Origin of the sequence: Paenibacillus sp. LK1 (assembly GCF_002750415.1) — a bacterium.
Lineage (GTDB): Bacteria > Bacillota > Bacilli > Paenibacillales > Paenibacillaceae > Paenibacillus > Paenibacillus taichungensis.
This window is the reverse complement of record NZ_PEII01000002.1, coordinates 155,881-179,673: the sequence shown is the minus strand read 5'-3', so window position 1 is coordinate 179,673 and position 23,793 is coordinate 155,881. Positions and strand designations below refer to the sequence as shown.

19 protein-coding genes are annotated in these 23,793 nt (G+C 48.3%); all 19 read left to right on the top strand.

Annotated elements, in window-relative coordinates; translation table 11 throughout:
• Positions 1-159 precede the first annotated feature (159 nt).
• Entirely contained in the window at positions 160-1,782 is a 1,623-nt protein-coding gene (locus CS562_RS04570; RefSeq protein WP_099853963.1) for a PucR family transcriptional regulator, read from the top strand.
• Between the two features lie 253 nt (positions 1,783-2,035).
• On the top strand, positions 2,036-3,580 hold the full coding sequence (pucL, locus tag CS562_RS04565; RefSeq protein ID WP_257219356.1) for a factor-independent urate hydroxylase: 1,545 nt from the start codon (positions 2,036-2,038) through the stop codon (positions 3,578-3,580).
• Positions 3,580-3,957: a hydroxyisourate hydrolase gene (gene uraH, locus CS562_RS04560; RefSeq protein ID WP_099853961.1), complete on the top strand. Its 378-nt coding sequence runs from the start codon at positions 3,580-3,582 to the stop codon at positions 3,955-3,957. The genes pucL and uraH overlap by 1 nt, the downstream gene beginning before the upstream one ends.
• 40 nt (positions 3,958-3,997) lie before the next feature.
• Complete coding sequence (allB, locus tag CS562_RS04555) at positions 3,998-5,404, top strand: allantoinase AllB (RefSeq protein WP_099853959.1); 1,407 nt, start codon at positions 3,998-4,000, stop codon at positions 5,402-5,404.
• On the top strand, positions 5,401-6,714 hold the full coding sequence (locus tag CS562_RS04550; RefSeq protein WP_099853957.1) for a Zn-dependent hydrolase: 1,314 nt from the start codon (positions 5,401-5,403) through the stop codon (positions 6,712-6,714). Before allB ends, CS562_RS04550 begins: the two co-directional genes overlap by 4 nt.
• A gap of 6 nt (positions 6,715-6,720) precedes the next feature.
• Positions 6,721-7,962, top strand: a complete 1,242-nt coding sequence (locus tag CS562_RS04545) for a pyridoxal-phosphate-dependent aminotransferase family protein (protein WP_099853955.1) — start codon at positions 6,721-6,723, stop codon at positions 7,960-7,962.
• Positions 7,956-9,554 carry a gamma-glutamyltransferase gene (ggt, locus tag CS562_RS04540; RefSeq protein WP_099853953.1) on the top strand — a complete coding sequence of 533 codons (1,599 nt, stop codon included), beginning with the start codon at positions 7,956-7,958 and terminating at the stop codon, positions 9,552-9,554. Before CS562_RS04545 ends, ggt begins: the two co-directional genes overlap by 7 nt.
• Positions 9,555-9,661: 107 nt before the next feature.
• Complete coding sequence (locus tag CS562_RS04535; protein ID WP_090806403.1) at positions 9,662-10,984, top strand: 5'-deoxyadenosine deaminase; 1,323 nt, start codon at positions 9,662-9,664, stop codon at positions 10,982-10,984.
• Positions 10,985-11,113: 129 nt separating this feature from the next.
• Complete coding sequence (locus tag CS562_RS04530) at positions 11,114-12,289, top strand: XdhC family protein (RefSeq protein ID WP_099853951.1); 1,176 nt, start codon at positions 11,114-11,116, stop codon at positions 12,287-12,289.
• Positions 12,255-12,899 carry a nucleotidyltransferase family protein gene (locus tag CS562_RS04525; RefSeq protein ID WP_099853949.1) on the top strand — a complete coding sequence of 215 codons (645 nt, stop codon included), beginning with the start codon at positions 12,255-12,257 and terminating at the stop codon, positions 12,897-12,899. Before CS562_RS04530 ends, CS562_RS04525 begins: the two co-directional genes overlap by 35 nt.
• A gap of 308 nt (positions 12,900-13,207) precedes the next feature.
• Positions 13,208-14,122, top strand: a complete 915-nt coding sequence (locus CS562_RS04520) for an FAD binding domain-containing protein (protein WP_099853947.1) — start codon at positions 13,208-13,210, stop codon at positions 14,120-14,122.
• An 84-nt stretch (positions 14,123-14,206) separates the two neighbouring features.
• Positions 14,207-16,540 (top strand): xanthine dehydrogenase subunit D, encoded by a 2,334-nt coding sequence (gene pucD, locus CS562_RS04515; protein ID WP_099853945.1) that lies wholly within the window; start codon positions 14,207-14,209, stop codon positions 16,538-16,540.
• On the top strand, positions 16,537-17,040 hold the full coding sequence (locus CS562_RS04510; RefSeq protein ID WP_099853943.1) for a (2Fe-2S)-binding protein: 504 nt from the start codon (positions 16,537-16,539) through the stop codon (positions 17,038-17,040). The genes pucD and CS562_RS04510 overlap by 4 nt, the downstream gene beginning before the upstream one ends.
• A 243-nt stretch (positions 17,041-17,283) precedes the next feature.
• Positions 17,284-18,231, top strand: a complete 948-nt coding sequence (locus CS562_RS04505; RefSeq protein WP_099853941.1) for a helix-turn-helix transcriptional regulator — start codon at positions 17,284-17,286, stop codon at positions 18,229-18,231.
• 66 nt (positions 18,232-18,297) lie between these two features.
• Positions 18,298-18,864 (top strand): DinB family protein, encoded by a 567-nt coding sequence (locus tag CS562_RS04500; protein WP_099853939.1) that lies wholly within the window; start codon positions 18,298-18,300, stop codon positions 18,862-18,864.
• A complete protein-coding gene (locus tag CS562_RS04495) occupies positions 18,861-19,406 on the top strand; it encodes an EVE domain-containing protein (RefSeq protein WP_373561680.1) in 546 nt (181 codons plus the stop codon). The genes CS562_RS04500 and CS562_RS04495 overlap by 4 nt, the downstream gene beginning before the upstream one ends.
• Positions 19,407-20,071: 665 nt before the next feature.
• Complete coding sequence (gene glpX, locus CS562_RS04490) at positions 20,072-21,148, top strand: class II fructose-bisphosphatase (protein WP_099853937.1); 1,077 nt, start codon at positions 20,072-20,074, stop codon at positions 21,146-21,148.
• Positions 21,149-21,407: 259 nt separating this feature from the next.
• A complete protein-coding gene (locus CS562_RS04485) occupies positions 21,408-22,454 on the top strand; it encodes a LacI family DNA-binding transcriptional regulator (protein ID WP_076288651.1) in 1,047 nt (348 codons plus the stop codon).
• A 109-nt stretch (positions 22,455-22,563) separates the two neighbouring features.
• Entirely contained in the window at positions 22,564-23,736 is a 1,173-nt protein-coding gene (locus CS562_RS04480) for a Gfo/Idh/MocA family protein (protein WP_053780576.1), read from the top strand.
• The last annotated feature ends 57 nt before the right edge of the window (positions 23,737-23,793 follow it).

Sequence of the window (23,793 nt, the reverse complement as noted above, 5' to 3'; positions counted from 1 at the left end):
TCTCATGTAAGCTATTTAAAAGAAAATGATGTTATAATACTTAACAACATTCAAGGGATATTTCAATAAAATGGTTAAAATTAAGTATTACACCTTTATTCAGGTCCGGATGAAGGACAAAGACCGCTTTATGCGTTATATATATGGGAGGTAATGTCCATGCAGCTTACGGTTAAAGAGGCTTTACAGGTGTACCCGTTGTCTGAGGCCAGATTGGTTGCAGGTGGGGAAGGGACTTCACGGATGATGAAATCCGTTAACGTCATGGACGCTCCAGATATAGCGGATTGGATCAAATCCGGAGAATTGCTTTTCACAACCGCGTTTATTATGAAAGACAGCGAGACCGATGCACTTCGTTTGATGCGCCGCCTGAACGAACGTGGTTGTGCCGGATTAGGCATAAAATTGGGCCGTTTCTGGCAGGCCATTCCTCAAGGAATTATCGAGGAAGCAGATCGACTGCGATTACCGCTGCTGGAACTGCCGTTCCAGTTTACATTTTCCGACCAAATGAATGCGTTATTCAGGGCTGAACATGAACGCAGCAATCGTTTACTGCACGAGGTGGTGCAGAAACAGAAAAAATTGATGCACTTTGCATTGCAACAGCAACAGCATCGTAATGTATTTGCCGAACTGGCTACCGTGTTGAATTATCCGCTTGCGGTTATTGGATCCCGCGGCCATGTACTGTATGGCAGCGAAGGCATTGCGGCAGATGCAGTAGTGCAGGGTTGGCCTTGGAAGTCCGTCATGCATCGAGTGAAATGGAATCAGGCAAGCTGCCACCGGGTACCAATCAAGCAGAATGATGAAGAATACGGATTTTTGCTCGTCTTTACAGACTCGGCGCTGTCACTTAGAGCGGAGGAAGAATTGTTTCAGCAGGCTGCGGATGTCCTGGCATTCTATATGGATATGACCTATCGTGAACACATTAACCCCACCGTTCAGGATGAGATGCGTACGCTGTTAACTCAATATCTAGATAACAAAATGACGGTAGATGAACTCACCAAGCTCAGCGAAAATAAAGGGGTTCATTTGTTCCAGGGGACCTATCAATGTGTGTTGATCACACTGGAACCGTCTGTTTTTGCAGAAGGAAAGCTGCTGAAGCAGATCCACCGCGAGTTGCAGTACAACCCACTTATGCAATTCACAGCCTCACAGCATTTTCAGATTGAAGATGGCATACTATCCATCTATACTTGTCCAACAGGGCGGGATTATGGAGAGGAATTATCAGCATTCCTGCTGAATCGGTTCGGTGATGTTCTTGCAGCACAGGAAGCCAAGGGAGCACCTGCACCGCGGTTTTGGATCAGCAAAATGAAGCATGAACCGAAGTCACTGCGCGAGGCCTATCAGGAATGTCTGGATACCCGTCAACTGGCTCGCCGATTCGGTATGAAAGATCGGGCTCTCCAGTTCGAGATGCTGGAATTCGCCTATGTATTCCAACATGTTCCGGATAACATCATGGAGAATTATTGCAATAAAGTACTTGAGCCTTTACTGGCGAGGGACGGCGATCCCAATCAGGTACTAATGAATACGTTGGAATCTTTTATCGAGAATGATGGACTTATTAACGAAGCTGCGAAGCAGCTGTTTGTGCATCGGAACACCGTTACCTATCGAATGGAGAAAGTCGGAAGTTTGCTGCAAATGGACTTTAAGAAGACTAATGATCTGCTAAAACTAAAGCTGGTGTTCACCTTCCGCAAGTTTGTGCGGGATAAAACCTCGGCAAGACCTCATTCGCATAATCATTAATCCGACGGCAGGCCCATTTAATAAGTAGGTAATGATCTTAACCCTTATTCCGAACAAGGTTTGTGCAGCATGACAATGAAGCAAACGTGTCAGATAAAACCGTATTTCCCTTGAGGAAGTGCGGTTTTTTTGCGCTTTTCATTACATTTGAACAATCAATTCCCGTGCACTACTAACAAATCACATAACTGATGTTATGTTATATTACAAAATTGCGTAAATATTGTTGTCGCAGTACGATGAGGCACTTAAAATGAAGAACAACATTCCACAGAAGACCGGAGGTTCTAACATGGGCGATTTCATTAAACTCGTTAACAGCTGGTCTATCACACAGTTCGTGCATACGTTTGGCGGACTATTCGAAGAATCACCTTGGGTGGCGGAGCGTTCTTGGCCTTCACGACCATTCGACTCTTTTGAACACATGATGAATGTGATGAAAAACGTAGTTCAGACATCCGATGAAAAGGTCAAATTGCAGTTGCTTTGCAATCACCCGGATCTCGGTGCACGAATCAGCATGAGCAGCAATTCCGTTCAGGAACAGGCTGGTGCAGGGCTTAATTCACTTTCGGCGGAGCAATATAACGAGCTTAGTAAATTAAATAAAGAATATACAAGCCAATTCGGCTTTCCTTTTATATTGGCCGTGAAAGGTCATACAGCTCAGTCCATCTTGGAGTCCATGCGGAACCGCAATAGGAGAGGAAGAGAGGAAGAATTCCAGACCGCCCTGAAGGAAGTGTTCAAGATCGCTTCTATTCGATTGGAGCAGTGGCTGGTACAGGTTGGTCTTGAAGATGAATTTGGATGTAAGCCATCCGAAGTAAAGCAGCGGACCATGTATTATGGCAAAGGTGATGTATGGGTGTACCGCTCATACGCCAAACCGTTGACGGGTATTCAGGCCATACCGGAATCTCCATTTACCGGACGCAATAATATCCTGTTCGGATTAAACATTAAAGTAGCCGTGCAAGGCGACGAATTTCTGCCTTCTTTTATCGAAGGAGATAATTCTCTCGTTGTTGCAACGGATTCAATGAAGAATTTCATCCTGAAACATGCTGCGGATTACTACGGAGCTACGGTGGAAGGTTTTCTCGCTTACGTCAGTCGACATTTTCTGGAGACATATCCGCAGATGACCAAAGTGCAAATGACGGCAGATCAGATTCCTTTTGAAGATGTGCTTGTTCGCAGAGAAGGAAGCCTTCGTGCAAGTGAGCTGGTATTCCGTTATTCCCAGAATGATCGGGCGACAGCTGCACTTGAAGCGCAGCGAAAAGGAAATCAGGTTGAACTGAGCAATCATTTCAGTGGTGTCGCAGATATCAGGCTGATTAAGGTCAAAGGCAGTGAATTTGCCGGTTTCGTCAAGGATGAGTACACGACCTTACCTGAGACATGGGATCGTCCACTGTTCATTTTCCTGAATATCAATTGGCGTTACGAAGACCCGAGAGATGGCATGGATGATCAGCGCGGACGTTATGTAGCGGCGGAGCAGGTAAGAGATGTAGCTGCTGCCGTATTCCATGCGTGTCGTTCGGCATCCATTCAGCATCTGATTTATCAGATTGGACTTAGGCTCTTGCGTCGATTTGGACAGCTTAGTGAGGTTTCATTCGAATCCAACAATCGGAGATGGGAAACGGTGCTGGAGGAAGTAAAAGAAGGAGAAGGTAAAGTATTTACCGAGGCCAGACCTGCTTATGGGTTTCAGGGCTTCTCAATGACAAGGGATGATCTAGAGGATGACCATTGGGGCTCAAAGAAAGAAAGGGAGGCATGATGTCGGTGGCTGGTGGACGGATTACTACGCATGTGCTGGATACTTCCAAGGGCGTTCCGGCCGCAGGTGTGCGGATTGAACTTTTTGTATTGCATAGGGATGGCGAGAAGGAAAACAAAATGAAAGTTGCTGAATCGGTGACTAATAGCGATGGGCGTTTGGATGCACCGTTGCTTGAAGGAGGGAAGCTTGAGCAAGCGGTCTACGAGCTTCAGTTCAACGTTGAGGGTTATTACGCACAGCGATCTCTTGAAGAATTGGGGCAGGCATTATGGACGGTTGTACCGATTCGGTTTGCCGTTTCCGATGCTGCAAGTCACTACCACATTCCTTTGTTGATTGCGCCAGGAGGTTACAGTACATACCGGGGAAGCTGAAATATACGAATCCGGTTCTGATCAGGGGAGGGTCATCCATATGACAAGATTAGACACGATCATCCGGGGGGCCCGGGTTGTATTGAGAGATAGCGTGGAAGAGCTGGATATTGGGATTACTGGTGAAAAAATATCTGCTTTGTCCTCACACCTATTCGGTGGTGAAAACACTGAAATAATAGAAGCAAATGGGCTTACTGTGATGCCAGGGGCGGTGGACATCCATGTTCACTTCAATGAACCCGGACTGGCGAACTGGGAGGGATTTAAGTCGGGATCAGCATCATTGGCTGCTGGTGGAATTACGACGTACGTTGATATGCCGCTTAATGGTGTCCCCCCAACGATAAGACCGGAGGCTTGGGAGTCGAAAATGAAAGCAGCCGACGGTCAATCCTATGTTGATTATGCGTTCTGGGGAGGACTTGTTCCCGGCAATCGGGGTGAGCTTGCACCTTTGGCTGATATGGGGGCGGCGGGATTCAAGGCATTTATGTCCGAACCTGGCGGAGAAGGGGAAGACATCTTCGCCAGAGCGGATGACGATACACTTTTGAATGGCATGTACGAGATCGCAAAACTAAACCGCGTGCTGGCGCTTCATGCCGAAGACGAGACGATGGTTGCTGAACTGGGGGCCAGAAGTATTGCAGATGGACGAATTGGCCCGATGGATTACGTGCAATCTCGCCCAGCAGAAGCAGAGGTTCAGGCGGTGTCACGAGCACTGCAATATGGGGAGCAAACCGGATGTGCACTGCATTTTGTTCATATCAGTACACGGGAAGCGCTTGATCTGATTGCAGAGGCAAAACAGCGCGGGTTGGATGTAACTTCTGAAACATGTCCCCATTACCTGACTCTGACAGAGGAGGATGTTGTCCGGTTGGGAGCTGTAGCGAAGTGTGCGCCACCTTTGCGAAGTATGGCTGAGCAAAATCGGTTATGGGATGCGCTGGGAGCAGGTCTGATTGATGTTATCGCATCCGACCACTCACCCTGTCCGCCATCGATGAAACAATCTGATAATTTCTTTGAAATCTGGGGTGGCATCTCGGGTGCGCAAAGCACGCTGCTGCTCATGTTGGAGGAAGGACATCTTCAGCGAAATGTAGCCCTTCCGCTACTCGGAAAAGTTCTGGCTCTGCAACCTGCAAGAAGACTTGGGTTGGAGAGTAAAGGTGAGATAGCCATCGGCAAGGATGCGGATCTGGTACTAATTGATTGGGAGAAGAGTGCAACCTTAAATACGGATGATCTGCACTACACACATAAACAGAGTCCTTATGTGGGACGCACGTTTTCCTCCAGCATTGTAGATGTGTTCTGCCGGGGCACACGAATATACAGTTCAAAAACAGGATTATCGGATGAACCTTTAGGACGGTTTATCCGGGCTAACTCATCTGTTCCGGTTGGTGTTGAAGGAACGGAGGGGGTGTCATGAACGACGTTGAAGGACACACATCTTCTGGAACGAAACGTCCCACCCAGCCTTTGCCGCAATTGGAGCAGGTGGAGATGAAAGGCATGCTTGAATGGTTATCCGCCTATGGCGCTGATGCCCAGGGTGGTGTCACACGTCTATTGTACGACCAAGCATGGTGTGAGGCACAGCATGCGCTTGCGGCAAAAATGCAGGAGAAAGGGTTGGCTCCTGAATTCGATCAATCGGGCAACCTGTATGGAACTCTGCACGGTAGAGGTATGGGTTCTGAAGTGGGAAAAGGAATGGAAGAGGCACCGATTGTTACGGGGTCCCATATCGATACTGTGGTGCATGGTGGAAAGTATGACGGCGCATATGGCGTAGTTGCGGGAGTGCTCGCGCTAGAGTATCTGAAAAAAAATTTTGGAGTACCCAAACGAACGCTTCAAGTCGTGTCCTTATGTGAGGAAGAAGGTAGTCGATTCCCCTTCGCTTATTGGGGATCACGGAGTATAACGGGGGTAAGCGGGCTGGAAGAAGTTCAACATTTGAAGGATCAGGAAGGCAATACCTTTGCACAGGCAATACATGATGCAGGCTTTGGACCAGATAGTAGCTATAGAACGGCTTCACAAACATACGGTGCGTTTATAGAACTTCATATCGAGCAAGGCCAGGTCCTTGAACGATTGGGCCATTCGATCGGTATTGTATCGGATATTGTAGGCCAGAAACGCTTTAGCATTACAGTAAGTGGCGTAGCTAATCATGCCGGAACTACACCGATGGCATGGCGCAAGGATGCACTTGCAGGTGCAGCCGAAATGATTACAGCCGTAAGAAACATTGCGCTTGAAGCGGGAGAACCACTTGTAGCCACAGTGGGACGAATAACAGCCGATCCGGGTGTGGGTAACGTCGTTGCATCCCGGGCCGTATTCTCGCTCGATATCCGGCATATCAGGCAAGAGAGCATTGATCGATGCTGGCACAATATGCTACAGGAATTTAGCAGAATCGCAGCCGAGCAACAGCTCGGACTGAACTGGGAGGAGCACTTGTCTGTCACACCTATTCCGATGAACGAACAGATTACGTCAGACATTCGTGATATTTGTGAAGTGGAGCAATTATCCTATATGCACTTGCCAAGCGGCGCAGGACATGATTCGCAGATCTTTCAGCCGGCTTGTCCTACAGCGATGATCTTTGTACCAAGCCAGGATGGCATTAGCCATAATCCCCTTGAATATACAGCTGAAGAAGACCTGATGAAAGGTTTCCGGGTTCTGGTTCAGTTACTCTATAAATACGGTTACGGGAGTTGAGTGAAGATGTCCAACTATAAAGAATTGTCCCCGTCCTTGCGGACGATCATGACACCGGGGCCAGTTGAAGTCGACCCAAGAGTTCTGAGGGCATTATCCTTCCCGATCCTGGGGCAGTTTGATCCGGAGTTCACTTCCCTGATGAATGAGACGATGGCCATGCTGCGTGAACTATACATGACAGACAATGAGTGGTGTTATCCGGTAGATGGTACATCCCGCTCAGGGATTGAAGCCGTGCTGGTCAGTCTGATTCAGCCAGGGGACAAGGTGCTCATCCCCATCTATGGACGTTTCGGACATCTATTGGTTGAAATTTCGGAGCGATGTGGTGCCGAGGTTATCTTTTTTGAAACAGAGTGGGGAACGGTATTTGATCCCGAAGAAGTTATTAAGGCGATCCATGCACATAAGCCGAGTTTGGTTGCGATGGTTCACGGTGAGACATCAACCGGGCAAATGCAGCCTCTCGCCGAGATTGGCAAAGCCTGTCGTGAACTGGATATTTTACTTGTGGTTGATGCGGTTGCCACAATTGGCGGAACACCTGTCGAGACAGATGCCTGGCATCTGGATGCAGTCATGGGAGGAACGCAGAAGTGTTTGTCCGTTCCATCCGGGATGGCGCCATTAACGTATAACAGCCGTGTGGAGAAGAAACTGATGAGCCGCAAAACCGTCGAACGGGGCCTCCGCGACGCAACAAGCGCTCGGGCTGAAGGGCGCACGATTGCCAGTAATTATTTTGACCTGAGCCAATTACAGGACTACTGGAGCTCGGCACGATTGAACCATCATACAGAGGCAACTTCGATGCTCTACGGTCTTCACGAAGGACTGCGAATTTTGCTTCAGGAAGGTCTGGATGCCCGTTTCCAGAGACATCGGATCAATGAACGTGCGTTAGTCGCGGGAATTCAGGGCATGGGGCTCAAACTGTATGGAGAGATGTCCAGTAAACTTCCAATGGTCACCTGTATCGAAATTCCGGAAGGCATAGACGGAGAGTCGGTACGCAGCATGCTTCTGAACGATTTCAGTATTGAAATTGCCAGTTCGTTTGGACCATTGAAAGGCAAGATTTGGCGTATTGGTACGATGGGATTCAGCTGCCAGCGCAAAAATGTACTCCATGTGCTGGGCGCACTGGAAGCTGTACTGTTGCGTCATCGTCACGCCTTGCCAGCAGGCGAGGCCGTACAGGCAGCGCTGGATGTGTATGCCGGGAAGGAGGGCGCCTTATGTTGAACCAGATGCCGATATCCAGGGAGGTGATGGTTACCTCCCCACATTATTTGGCGAGTGCGGTTGGCAGCTCAATGCTCCAGCAGGGTGGTAACGCTTATGATGCTGCTGTCGCTGTAAGTGCCGCGCTGGGCGTAGTCTACCCGCACATGACTGGACTGGGCGGAGATGCTTTCTTTCTGATTCACGACGGTGCAAGTGGTGACATAACGGCCTACAACGGTAGCGGTCGTTCAGCAGCAGGCATTCATGCCGACACGTTCAAAGCGATGGGGATGAGCGCCATTCCTCAGCGAGGTGTGCTTAGTGCAATTACCGTTCCTGGAATGGTAGATACATGGTGGGAAGTCTGGTCCCGCTATGGGAAGTTAAAGTGGGAACAGTTGCTTGAACCAGCTGCGCTATATGCGGAAAAGGGATGTCCTGTATCTCGAAATCTGCGCCTGTGGCTGGAACGTGATGAGGATTTCATTATGGGGCATTCACCGCTGCGAGCGGTATTTGCCCCTTTTGGTACACTTTTGCAGGAAGGGGATCTGCTCTTGCAGCCTGATCTTGCCTCTTCCATTCGCCTGATTCAGGCAGGTGGACGCGATGTTTTTTATACCGGGGAACTGGCGGAGCAGCTAACTTCGGCTATTCGTGAGGATGGCGGCATGCTTGCCCCAGCAGATTTCGCGGCTCACAAGGGAGAGTGGGTGAAGCCGATCACTACCGATTACCGTGGCTATCAAGTTCACCAGATGCCGCCGAATTCACAGGGCTTCTCGATGCTGATGATGTTGAATATGCTGGAACATATTGATCTATCTTCCGTGGCGCGCACGTCCCCCGAGTTTTATCATCTGATGGCTGAAGTGGTCAAAAAGGCATTTCGTGACCGTGATCGTTATCTCACAGATCCGGATTTCAGGGATATTCCGCTGGAAAATTTGTTGTCCAAGGTTTATGGAAATGAATTATGGAACGAGATTCAGTCCGCTCCACCTGCTGTGGCACAGCCTTTTCTGTCCAAAATGATGGGTCAGGATACGGCTTATGCGGCGGTTGTGGACAATGAAGGCAATGCCGTCTCGTTTATCCAGAGCCTGTACTTTGATTTTGGCGCTGCTTATGTGCCCGGGGATACGGGTGTGATCATGCAGAACCGAGGTTCCTTTTTCTCACTTGATCCGAAGGACGCTAACGTATTAGAACCAAATAAACGCTCATTCCACACCCTAATGCCGGGTCTTGTCACTCGTAACGGGAAACCTTATATGCTCGTAGGCACGCAGGGTGGTGAAGGCCAGCCTCAGACACAGTTATCAGTTCTTACGGGTGTACTGGACTACGGTCTGAACATTCAGGAAGCCATTGGGCTACCGCGTTGGGTGTATGGGCGTACCTGGGGCGAGGAAGGCGACACGATGAGAGTGGAGAACCGCTATCATGACGACGTATGTGACACGCTTACCCGATGGGGACATAACGTCGAAGCCAGAGCGCCGTGGGACGGGATTATGGGGCAGTCACAAGGGATTGTCATCCGTGAAGATGGCATGATTAGTGGGGCAGCAGATCCAAGGGGAGATGGCATGGCTATCGGGTGGTAGCGTGATTTATGTAAAGCATCATGCATAGATCCAAAGAAGATCATCTTTAAAATGCAGGATCAGAATAAGTAAATTTACGCAGATAGATACGGATAGGGGAGATTATCATGGGAACGATCCTGCTAAAAGGTGCACAACTCGTCACAATGAATGCAGAAGAGGATGTATTTACGGGAGATTTGCTGATCGAGGACAATAAAATCAAAGAAATTGCGGAGCATATCGATGTTCAGGCAGATCAGGTCATTGATGCTCGAGGCAAAGTACTGCTTCCAGGTTTTATCCAGACGCATATTCATCTGTGTCAGACCTTGTTCCGTGGACGTGCGGACGACCTGGAACTGATGGATTGGCTTCGTCAACGCATTTGGCCGCTTGAGGCGGCGCATGATGAAGAGTCTGTCTATTACTCGGCGATGCTCGGCTTGGGCGAATTGATTTCCAGCGGTACAACAACGATTTTGGATATGGAGACCGTGCATCATACCGATTCGGCTTTTCAGGCGATGGCTCAAAGCGGCATTCGGGTGATTTCCGGCAAAGTAATGATGGATCACGGGGATGAAGTTCCTGAACCGCTGCGTGAAAATACGGCTACCTCGCTGCAACAAAGTGTCGATTTGTTGGAGAAATGGAATGGATTCGGCGGTGGGCGCATTCAGTATGCGTTTTGTCCACGCTTCGTCGTCTCGTGCACCGAGGAACTATTGGTTGAGGTACGTGACCTATCGAATAAGTACCATGTGAAAGTGCACACCCACGCCTCTGAGAATCGTGGCGAGATCGAACTGGTAGAACACGAACGTGGCATGCGCAACATTGTCTATCTGGATCATATCGGTCTGGCTACCCCAAGACTGGTGCTTGCCCACTGTGTGTGGCTGAGTGAGGAAGAGAAGGAGATTATTCGCAAACGCGGTGTAAAAGTCACCCACTGCCCTGGATCGAATATGAAACTCTCCTCGGGTATAGCGGATATTCCTGATCTGCTGAATCGCCAGATTGCGGTGGGGATTGGTGCCGATGGTGCGCCGTGCAACAACAATCTGGATATGTTCCAGGAAATGCGCCTGACCGCGCTCATTCAAAAGGTGCCTCACGGTCCAACAGTGATGGACGCCCGGACGGTGCTGCGCATGGCGACGATGGGTGGAGCAGAAGTGCTCGGAATGTCCAAGGAAATCGGCAGTCTGGAAGTGGGGAAAAAAGCAGATATGTTACTGCTGGATCTGGATGATTTTCATACGTACCCTTCCTATGAGACTGATGTGTACTCCCGTGTAGTCTATTCTGCAACTCGCAGCTGTGTAGACACCGTTATTATTGATGGAAGCATCGTGCTCCAAAACCGGAAGATTCAAACGATTGATCGTGGTATCGTACTTCGTGAATCGGATAAAAGTATTGCAAGATTGATGAAACGCATCTAATCAAATGCAAACGGATGAAACTCATCCAATGGACTGTCTGAGCAGGAGTTAGACTATCAATCTTCGCTAAAAAGGCTCAGAATCACTTCTACAGATTCGGATTCAAATCCCTGAAAGGATGGAGACGCCATGGAAATGCATGATATGTGTGCAATTGCAGCGCGGGAACCGCGCTGTGTTCTCGCAACAGCAGTTAAGGTAGAAGGTCATGCTTACCGTAAGCAAGGAGTCTCTATGCTTTTGACCGAAGAAGGTACGATGTATGGCAGTATCAGTCCAGGTTGTCTGGAGAGTGATCTGCAAGCTAGGGTGGACCGTGTGCTGGATACACAGCAGTTGGAATTCGTGGAGTATGATATGCGTCCCGAAGATGATCTGTCCTGGGGAGAAACCATTGGCTGTGGCGGATTAATTATAGTGCTTTTAGAGCCGGTATGTGGTGAACTCAGGTCGATCATGTCCCATATGCATGCGTATTTTCAATGTGGCTCAGCTGTGGTACTAACCCGTTCATTCTACGATCATTACACCCAAATTCATTATGTGATTCAGCTCGCTGAGGATGAGGAAAGCCAGACATCATTATCTCATTCCCCAGTTGCCAAGGGAGCTTCTCTAGGGCCAATAAATACATTGATTACAGAGGATACACCGCGACTATCGTTAGTCGTTATTCATTCGTCTGAAGCTGACGCTGTCGCATCTAATTCTGGAGAGAGTGATCTTCAGAGGCATGGATTGAATGATGCAGAGCGGTGGGATGTTCCCCTCCAGATCTCTGCAAGATATGAGCCCAAATCCCGTCTAATTATCATTGGAGCCGGAAATGATGTGATTCCGGTCGCCCGTCTGGGCAAATCAGCAGGATTTCGTGTGCTCATAGCAGATTGGCGAGAAACCTTATGCACCGCTGAACGCTTTCCGGGGGTTGAACTTATCCATGGTTTCCCAAGTGAGATCATGCCTGTACTGGATATCCAAAGCGGGGATTATATCGTATTGATGAGTCATCAGTTTCCTAGAGAACGGGAATTTCTTGAATTACTTGAGGATCGAGATTATGCATATCTTGGTATTATGGGCTCCAGAACACGGACAGCACGTTTGCTGAACGATCTCCCCCCACTAAAACATCTGCATTCACCCGTTGGCTTGAACATTGGTGCCGACGGACCGGAAGAGATCGCAATCAGTATCGCAGCAGAACTTATTGCCTGTAAACGAGCTGCTGTTGCTGCAGAGCGTCGCGACGTACAGAGGGGGATTGCACATGCGACTGACGGGTATCGTGCTAGCGGCAGGTAAGAGCAGCCGAATGGGGCGGGATAAACTGTCTATCGTCATGCCTGATGGAAGATGTTTGGCTGCATGGACATTGGAAGCTGCATTGAATTCCGATTTGGAGAAAGTTATCTGTGTGGTCAAACCTGAGGATTCACTGGCATGGATTCCCTCCATCTGGCTTAATGCAGCATCATATGGCGGTAATCTTGATATGAGGACGAAGCTACAGATTGCAATCTGTACCGACTATGCATACGGTATGGCCATGTCCCTTCATTGTGGCATTTTGTCTGCAATGGCATACAGGCCAGAAGGTGTGATGATGATTTTGGCAGATCAACCGTTATTGCAGGCACGAGATATTAACAGGGTTGCTGAATCGTTAGCCGCCAACAAACGGTGTGATTATGCAGCAGCTACGGATGGCAGTGGAGGTAAGCCTCCGGTCGCCTTCCGTGAACATATGCTGGGGCCTCTTTTGTCGCTCAGCGGAGATGAGGGGGCGCGAAAAATCATACGCAATGCCAAATATACAGGCACACATGTATCGTTGTCTGATTTTAGCTTTTGGGATGCGGATACCGAACCAGAGCTCGAGCGCATTTTGGATTATGTGAATGGAATAAGATGATTGAAAATCAAGGCAGAAGGAGCGATTCCTTGTGTATTATTTCTCGAAGTAATGAGGTCAGCCAGACCATCTGGTTGGTCTCTTTATTGTTTTCACCTAATTGGTAATGAAGTGGCTTTTGTTAGCTTTTGAGAATTAATAATGCATCAGGCACAAATTAAACCATCTATTTATACGTTTATCCAAAATGATGTGAAGATAATTGACCTTATTGTTGCAGTCCCATATGATTTGAAGAATTATTTGGATCATTCGTTCATATCCAACACCCCGCAGACAGATTCCAGATAGAGAAGGGAGATGGAAGGATGGTCATGCCGGCATATGGGTCAGGAGCACAGCCAACGGTTTGGCAGCCCGTTAATCTAGATGAACTTCAAGCTTTAAAGAATGAGCTGTCCGGGAAATATTATTTTGCAGCAGGGACCACATTATTACGTACTCAGTGGGAGGGCGGCCTTGTACCTGTACCTGAGCATATGATCAGCCTTGCTCGTATTCCAGATGCAAGCGGCGTATATGTGGATGGAGATGATTTGGTCATTGGAGCACTGACGCGATTAAGTCATTGTGCCACAGACGTTCTTCTACAACAGCTGCCCATTTTACAATCTGCAATGAACGCTATCGCCGCTCCTTCTATTCGAAATATGGCGACAATTGGCGGAAACATTGTATCGGGAGTAGGAGACTCCATTCCCGCACTGCTTGTCTACGATGCACAGCTGTACTGGATGACGGACAATGGCATGGAGATGCGAAGTCTTTCCTCCTGGCTGAACGGCGGTCGTGAAAGCAGTCGCAACCCGAATGATGTATTAATCGCCATTCATATTCCGATGAAACATACGCCTTTCCTTGATGTTGCGAGCGAACGGACATTTGTAACGCGTGAAATATCATTTTACCGCAAGCTGGGTCGGCGGGAGACCTTTACAGCATCGCTGGTGACGATTGCATTTCACGGAGAAGTGGATATAGATGGCCACTGGATTAAGATAGCGATCGCTGCAGGTGGAGGTTCAGGTATGGCCATGCGACTTACGGAGTCGGAAAAGCTGCTTCTTGGCGGGGAGACTTCGGTTATGCAAGCTTCATCTTTAGCTGCCTCGGTTATGGCGGAATTCGTGACTTATAGCGATGCATTCGCTACAGAAGAGTACCGCAAACAAACGGCAGGTAATATGCTCGGTGCCGGACTCTGGGAAGCACTTCGCTTATAGAAGAAAAACCATTTTGAAGAAGCTTGAAGAAGGGAAGCGTGAGCCTAAAAGATTTTGGAAAGGGAGAAAGGAGATAGAGAGAGCATGCTGTTGAATCGGGATAGTAGTGGGAAACGTTGGCATCTGCGGCCAGATGGGGTAGGCAAAGTAACGGGACAGCTTCAATATCTGACAGACATGACCCTGCCCGATATGATCCACGGAAGGGTCCTTCGAAGCTCTTATCCTTATGCTCGCATATTGTCTATCGATATTACCGGAGCGGAGGCTATGGAGGGTGTATTTGCCGTACTCACCTCCAAAGATGTACCCGGTTTGAACCTGTTTGGCATTGCAACTCCGGATCAGCCTGTATTTTGCGAGCATGTTGTTCGTTATGTCGGTGATGCCATTGCCGCAGTTGCTGCGGACTCCCCGGAACGTGCAGCGCTCGCTCTGGATGCCATCCATGTTGAGTATGAAGAATGGAGTCCGCTAGACAGCCCAGAAGCTGCACTGGCACCCGGTGCACCAGAGCTCCATGAACATGGCCCCGGCAATGTGCTGCACCGTACCGAAATCAAGCGAGGCAATGTAGATGAGGGCTTTGCTGCATGCGAACATATTGTGAGTGAGACGTACTATACCCCTCGGCAGATGCATGCCTATATGGAGACAGAAGGCGGGTTATTTGTTCCTGATGAAAATGGGAGACTCCATGTCTACGCGGCTACACAGCATGGTTACAAGGACAGGATGCAGCTTGCCCGAATCATTGGATGTTCCGAAGAGGATATCCGGGTGGTCTCATCTCCGATAGGTGGTTCTTTTGGCGGGAAAGATGAGCTGAATGTGCAGCCTTATGGGGCACTGCTTGCTTTAAGGTCCGGACGTCCTGTGAAAATGCACAATTCACGCAAAGAATCCGTACGTGCAGGCCTGAAGCGCCATCCGATGAAAATTGAGATGCAGACTGGAATCAGCCGTGAAGGCATGATCCAGGCTCACCGAGTCCGCATTACCGCAGACACCGGAGCATATGCCACGCTGGGGGCACCCGTCCTGAATTTTTGCACAGAACACTGTCTCGGACCTTATTCTATTCCCAATGTAGATGTGGAGGGTGTCTCGGTATATACGAATAATGGGGTGTCGGGAGAGTTTCGCGGATTTGGCGGAAATCAGGCGATCTTTGCAATGGAGGGTCAGATGGATCGACTCGCCGAGATTATGGATATAGACCCCTGGGAGTTTCGGAGACGCAACATGAGGGAAAAGACCGATCCTGGGCCACTAAATCAACGGATTCTGGTCACGGATGGTCTGTCGCAAGTATGGGAGGCACTGGATCGTTCGGAGTTATGGCAAAAGCATCAGCATCCCCCAACAGATATTGCTCTGCCTCCCTGGATTAAACGTGGAGTGGGTGCAGCCATCGCGATGCACGGAGCAGGGTTGGGTTATGGCATACCCGATCCGGCGGGCGGCCGTCTATCTCTGAATGCCGAAGGTAAGATTGAAGTGGCATTCAGCTACGAAGAATTCGGTCAGGGACTTATTGCCACGCTGGAAATGATGCTCTGCGATCTGTTCTACTGCTCAACATCCGATCTGAGTATTATTATTGGGGATACGGATCGAGTGCCGCACAGTGGTTCAAGCACCGCTTCGCGTTCAACGACGATGGCCTGGATGGCTCTTCAGCGATTACAGACACCATTTCGGTCCAAAATTTTGTCAGTAGCCTCTGCTTTGTCAGGAATTCCTGCTGAAGAACTGATTACTGGAATAGAGGGAGTATGGCGTAAGGGACAGCTTTCTCCAGAAATTACAGCAGATGAACCGGCGATGAATTCCAGCGTTGTTGTTTCTTACGTTGATCTAGCGAAGCATGGAGAAGCAGAAGATTGGATTTTTGATACTCAATTTGAATATCCGACCACGCCGGACAATGTTGTTGCTGGGCATTATCTATATACGTATGCGGCAGTAGCAGCAGAAGTGGAGGTAAACACACTAACCGGGGAAGCCAAATTGCTGGATACGAGGCATGTGGTGGCTGCTGGCCCTGTCATCAATCCAATGGGTTTCATCGGACAGATCGAAGGCGGAAGTGTAATGGCTCTGGGTTTTACATTGACCGAGGATGCCGTGATGCAAGACAGTCGCTATATGACAACCAATTTGGACACCTACCTGATTCCGACGATTCGCGACATTCACACCAATCTGGACGTGGAGGCCATTGAAGATCTGCCAGAGGGCGATCCGTTTGGACCACGGGGGATTGGCGAGATTGGTTCGGTGGCGCTTGCTCCGGCCATAACAGCTGCGATTCATCAGGCTACAGGTGTGTGGGTTAATCGTTTGCCAGTTCCGCGCGATCAACTGATCAAACCAATTGGCGTCTTGCTTCAGGAAGGAGTGAGCTCATCATGACTGAACCTTTGGGCGATTTCTGGACAGCCGTTGTGAATGGTGAGGAGAAACAATTGCAGATCACCCAGACAACCCGTCTTGTGGACGTACTGCGCTCGCATTTAAATCTAACCGGAACAAAAGTTTCCTGCGAAGTCGGCCGATGTGGCGCTTGTATGATACTGATGGATGGAGAGCCGGTCAATTCCTGCCTCGTGATGGCTTATCAATGTATTGGAAGCGAGATAACAACAATAGAAGGGTTACATGGTGAAAAGGAGGGCGAGTTACATCCAATTCAACAGGCTTTTGTGGAGGAGGGCGGCTTCCAATGCGGATATTGTACTCCCGGAATGGTCATTTCCACCAAGGCTCTCTTAGACCGCAATCCGCAGCCTAGTCAGGAACAGATCGAAATGGGGTTATGCGGCAACCTGTGCCGCTGCACCGGATATGGAGGAATAATACGAGCGGTAAACAAGGTGATCGATGAGCACGATAGAATGGGTTCTACCCAATGATCATGGAAGTAGTGAGGTCAGAGCTTTCTCTGAATTTCAATATCATAAGAGTTTTTATAGACCAACCTATGTTCTGGGGGTTGGTCTTTGTTGTTGTTTAATGAAACAACATACGAAAATGGTTCGATTCGGGCATTGCGAAAACTAGTTCGTCTGTATACTTTTCATTTGTCCATATGTTACTTATAATAAATGTCCTATGAAGATGGTGTAATTGATATTACACACAAGGAGGGGTGATTCGTGAACAAATCGGATCGTATGCTGGCCATTGTACTTGAGCTGCAACGGGGGAAGGTTCAACGTGCGGAAGATTTAGCCCTCTTGTTTGAAACAAGTGTTCGAACCATATATAGAGACATTCAGGCGTTATGTGAGGCAGGAGTTCCTGTGGTAGGAGAACCCGGAGTAGGATATTCACTTATGGAAGGATACTTTTTGCCTCCGATCAGCTTCACAGCTGAAGAAGCGGTAACACTTCTCATCGGACTTGATTTTGTGGAACAGCGCTTCGATAACTACTACAAAAGTACATCCCTTACGTCCCGTTCCAAAATTGAAGCAATCCTGCCCGTGCCTCTTCGGGAAGAGGTGGGAGAGATACAACAGGGTATCCGTTTACTTCGTTCACCGGACAGTGATGCACGCGAGCGAGAGATCGAACATATGGGAATCATCCGAAAGGCAATGCAGCATAAGCTCAAAATCCGTTTTCATTATCATAAACCTGGAACTATTAATGAAACCGTGCAAAAGACCATCCGTATGGCCTCCCCTTACGGGATGCTTTGGATGCAAGGCTCATGGATGCTGATTGCCCGATGTGATTTGCGACAAGAGATTCGTCATTTTCGTATATCCCGCATGAGCGACCTGGAGATTAGTACAGATCCATTCGATCTTCCTCCAGGTTTTAATATTCATAGTTACTCACCAGCTGACAACCGTGATGTTCATGTCCGTGTATGGTTTCATGGTCGAATTGCAGATAGAGTGATTGAAGCGAATAATTACTATATGGAGAAAGCAGAACTGCAAACAGATGGATTATACGCAGATTTTCGTGTAAGGCATCCAGAAGATGTACTGCGTTGGATACTTGGCTGGGGAGCTTCGGCTCTGGTTTTGGAGCCTGAATCGTTGAGAATCTGTATTCGAGAAGAAGCAAGCAATCTCCTTAAACACTACTGACATAACGTTGTCAGTAGTGTTTGTGTATGATCGGTTTATAACCGATTGAAGGAGTTGTGTATTTGTATGGAAACGACAATAACAAGGAACAACGAAGAGATTCGACGTGATTTTGAACTGACGTTGGAACGTTATTTGCAGGAACTGGAGCTGATGAGCGATGCTCAGTTAAGCTACAAATCCAGTGAGACTGAGTGGTCGGTGGGCCAGATGTACCAGCATTTAATTCAGTCTGCAATGAAAATGCATTTAGCCAATGTTCAACTTTGTATAAGCGCAGAGGAGGACATGGATAAGAAGCAAAACCAAGGCAAAACAGAAACAGGTGAAGCTGTTTTTGCGCAAGCAAGTTTTCCTCCAATACGTATCCACGTTCCTGCTTCTCCTGAGTATACTCCACTACAACCGGATGGAAGAGAATCAATAATTCAAGGATTTAATGAGGTAAGGCATGAAATGCGGAGATTGGAAGTGCTGCTGGAAGAAACAATACAGGAATGTACGTTGACACATCCAAGCTTTGGCGGTTTGAATGCAGAGGAATGGTTTGCATTGGTCGAAATGCATTATCGTCATCATTTCTTGCAGCTTGAGCGTCTGAAGAAGGCATGGAAAGAACAGGTGCAGAGATGAATGAACAGGCAAAGCATGATTTGATGGCTACCAGCAAAGGAATTATGCAGATTCATACGAGTGAACTCCTGGCTTCTCAGTTAGAAGTTGAGGCTAAATCTGAAAAAGGAAACTGCTACTGGATCGGCGTTGTGTCTGCATCACATGTGGAAAAAGGGGTGGAGGGGGGCTTCGCCCAGCTCTGTCACGGCAAGGTAGCTTCACTGCGCAGAATGAATGCAGGAGACTGGCTGATCTATTATTCGCCGCGAACAAGCATGCAAGGAGGCAAGGTACTTCAAGCATTCACGGCCATAGGGCGTATAATAGACGATCAGGTGTACACGCACCATGTGTCGGATTCCTTTGTACCGAATCGGAGGAATGTTCAGTATTATCCTTGTCAGCAGGTGAAGATCGCTGATTTACTGGATCAACTGATTCTTACGCGGGGACAGGCAAGGTGGGGATATCATTTTAGATATGGTCATTTGCAGATTCAAAGAGAGGATTTTCTGAAAATTGCAGTTGCCATGTTGGGGGCTGAGGTAGAAACCTGCTAACCTACAAAGTTTGATCAAAGAGCCAGATCATATTTATGTGGCACACGAAGCTAAAGCAAAATAGACCTTTTGAAGAGAAATAAAAAGAATTGAGTTTTTAACGACGTAATAAATATTATGTAAACTTATTATTTTCGATGACATCCATAAACTGTATCTATATTGCTAGGGACGGATAGAGCTGGATTTAGGTGAATTTTCAGTTCGAATATTTGAATGAAAAATTTCTGTTATAAGGTCTTCAATATTGTTTCTTTGAAAGTGCAGGATGGCTGTATCGGGTCTAATGTAAACCGTTTTCGACGAACGTGAGAGTGCAGGATAGTTCTCCTTGTGAATGTAAGTTTAATTACATAAATAACGTTGTTATACGAATTTTTTTGTACTTATCTGTTTCTGGGACAATCTCAACGTGATAAATATGGAGTTTAGAAAAAAAGATAAATTATACTGCTTCCACTTGAAATAATTCAGTGCGGTAAGACTCGTAAAAAGGCATGTTCAAACGTGTGTAATTGTGTTCATTTATCGATGAGGGACAGAATGGAGTAATTTCTCAAAATCGGGCTATTGCTCCCTTTTAAGATCAATTTCATATGGATTTGCGATGGATTTAGTACCGCTTTCAATGTATGCTTTTGGAAACTGGAAAGGAAGTGGGAAAAATGGAACGCGAACTGGCGTTGGAAATTGTCCGAGTAACAGAATTGGCTGCGTTAGCTTCAGCACCCTGGATGGGGCGGGGCGACAAGAATAGTGCAGATGAGGCGGCTACTTTGGCTATGCGCGCCATGTTCGATTCCGTGTCTATTCGCGGCACGGTGGTAATCGGTGAAGGAGAAATGGATGAAGCACCTATGTTGTATATCGGGGAAGAAGTCGGCAACGCTGAGGGCCCCGAGGTTGATGTGGCTGTGGATCCTTTGGAAGGAACAGAGATCGTAGCCAAGGGCCTGAACAACGCTTTATCGGTTATTGCAGTCGCGGGAAAAGGCAACCTGCTCCACGCACCGGATATGTACATGGAAAAGCTGGCTGTAGGTCCGGCTCTGGTGGGCAAGGTCAGTATCGAAGACCCGGTTGAGGTGACATTGGAGAAAGCAGCTGAAGCATTGAACAAAAACATCTCAGATCTAACTGTCATGATTCTGGATCGTGTTCGGCATGAGAATATAATCAAAACATTGCGCAAGGTTGGTGTGCGAATCAAGTTCCTCAGTGATGGTGACGTTGCTGGCGCAATGGCACCTGCGTTCCCAGAGGCAGGTATTGATCTGTATGTCGGATCAGGAGGAGCACCGGAAGGAGTGCTTGCTGCAGCCGCCTTGTCCTGCCTTGGAGGCGAGATTCAAGGTCGCCTAATGCCTGCGAACGCAGACGAATTCCAGCGCTGCTTGCAAATGGGAATCGATAATCCCTATAAAGTATTAACGATGCAGGATATGATCGGCACGGAAGATGTTATTTTTGCCGCAACAGGTGTTACTCCGGGTGAAATTCTTGGTGGTGTGCGTTACCTCGCAGATGACCGGGCAGAGACCGATTCCATTGTCATGCGTGCCAAAACCAAAACCATTCGTTTCATTCGTTCTCAGCATTTCCTTCCGAATAAGGAAGTGCTGCACAAAGTACGGCAGCTTCAATCGACACCTGAGCCTTCGGATCGCATTCCAGCTAATATCACCATTTTAGAACAGGCTGAGTTCAGTCAATCATCCGTTGGTAACGGTGTGACGACCTGATGTAGGTCTGTACTATAGTTAGCTGGGCCAATAAAGAACTATTTGTAGTCATGTGAATCATAAGGGAACATGGGACAAGTTACAAGAAAATATAGTAAGCAAGAGGTGGGGAATTTGTTTACACAAATCCTCATCTTTTTTTGTGTTAAAAGCATTGACAACGTTTACAACACATGAGAAGATGTACGCGCGTACATAATTATTTGATACATGGCATCGGTTTTGCATGTGTTCAGGAAGCATGAAGGAGGTGAGATCCATGGCATCCCGTAAAGAAGTGGCTGATCTTGCCGGTGTTTCAGAAGCTACAGTATCCCGAGTTCTTAATGGCGTTGGTCCTATTAAAGAGGAAACCCGCCGTAAGGTTATTGAAGCTTCTGAGCAGTTGGGTTATGTGCCCAGCGCACTGGCCCGCAGCTTTGCGAGAAGTAAGAGTGGTAACCTTGGCGTGGTGTTGCCCTACGTTCCGAAGGCGCACTTGTTCTCGGCATATTTCTTCTCGGAAATGCTGAGTGGCATTGGGAGCAAAGCCAGGGACAACGGCATGGACCTGCTGGTCATGTTCCGGACACCGGGTGAAGTGATGAATTATACGGATCTGTTCCGCCGTCAGAAAGTGGATGCTTGCATCATTCTCGGCGCGCGGGATGATTATGGAGAACTTGATGCCTTGCAACAGCTTCAGCAGGAGGGACATCCATTTTGCATCATGAACCAGCACTTTGATAGTGAATCATTCATGGAAGTGGATGCTGATCATGTGGAGGGCAGCAGGCAGGCAATCCGTCACCTTACCGATCAGGGCTACCGGAATATCGCCTTTCTCAATGGTCCGGATAGTTACTCCAACAGTCAGGAGCGGCTTCAGGGCGTTCAAATCGGACTGAATGAAGCCGGAATGCAGGTGGATTCCAGTCTATTGTTGGAGGGAAATTACAGCAGACGAAGCGGTGTGGAGGCAGCTGCCACCATTGCAGCTCGGCTTGACGAGATTGACGCTGTATTTGCTGCGAATGACCGGATGGCAATCGGTGTTATGCATGGTTTGCGTGAGCGTGGGATCAAGGTTCAGGATTTCCCCGCGTTTGTGGGTTACGATGACTCCGACGCGGCCGAGATGGCAGTTCCACCGCTGAGTAGCGTCAGGGTTCCCTTTTATGAAATGGGAGAACTGGCTGCATCCAAGCTTATTCATGGATCATTGGGAGTAACAGCTTCATCAGTGAATACCGAACTCCCCGCAGAAACTGCAAGGCAGTTGTTACCTACAGAGCTGATTATCCGTGCCTCTTCAATTCGTAATTAATACATGGCTATGATAACAGCGATCGAAAGGGCGTTCTGTCATCGGAGTGGCAAGTGTAAATATTCTTTAGTTCAACCTGTATAGCTATATCCCAAAGGAGGAAATGACCATGTCAAATCGTCTTCGTGTCGGAATGGTTGGATACAAATTTATGGGAAAAGCCCATAGCAATGCTTATCGCAGTCTGCCGATGTTTTTCCCGTCTGCCCCACTGCAGCCGGAGATGTCTGTAATCTGCGGACGGAACGAACAGGGAGTTCAGGAGGCTGCCAGTCAGTTCGGCTGGTCTGAAAGTATAACGGACTGGCGCGAGCTGGTGCGGCGTGATGACATCGATCTGATCGATATTAACGCTCCAAGTGATGCCCATAAGGAAATCGCACTGGAAGCCGCTCGTCAGGGTAAACATCTGTTCTGTGAAAAACCGCTGGCTTTGTCGTTAGCTGATTCGCGTGAAATGCTCCAGGCTGCTGAAGAAGCAGGGGTTGCACACATGGTCGGATTCAACTACCGTTTCTCTCCAGCAGTGCAGCTGGCTAAAGAGTTGGTGCAAAGCGGACGCCTAGGCAAAATCTATCATTTCCGAGCATTTTTCCTTCAGGATTGGATCATGGACCCTTCGTTCCCTTTGGTATGGCGTCTGCAAAAAGAAGTGGCCGGTTCCGGCTCACATGGCGATCTTGGCGCACACCTAATTGATCTGGCACGTTTCCTGGTGGGTGAATTCAAGGAAGTAATTGGGATGAGCGAAACCTTCATCAAAGAGCGGCCGCTGGCTTCGGAAATGACCGGACTTAGCGCCAAAGGCAGTTCGAACGCAGATGCTCCGAAGGGTGAAGTGACGGTAGATGATGCCACGTTGTTCCTCGCACGGTTTGCAGATGGTGCGTTGGGGAGCTTCGAGGCTACACGCTTTGCAGCAGGTCATCGCAGTACCAACTCGTTTGAAATCAACGGTAGTCTGGGCAGCGTCCGGTTTGATTTTGAACGGATGAATGAACTGGAAGTGTATTTTACGAAGGACGATGAAGATGTGCAGGGCTTCCGCCGTGTTCTGGCGACCGATCCGGCACACAAATATGCTGAGGCGTGGTGGCCTGCGGGACATACGATTGGATTCGAGCATACGTTCACACATGAAATGCTGGAGCTGGTAACTGCGATTTCCGAAGGACGGCAGCCTGAGCCAAGTTTCCATGATGGGGTTGCCTGTCAAGCGGTATTGGAAGCCGTTGAACGTTCCGTTACAGAGCGCCGCTGGGTGTCGCTAGAAGAAATGTAATCATTAAACCACTGAATTGTGAACTGGACATCATGGTGGCACTCATTTGAAATAAAT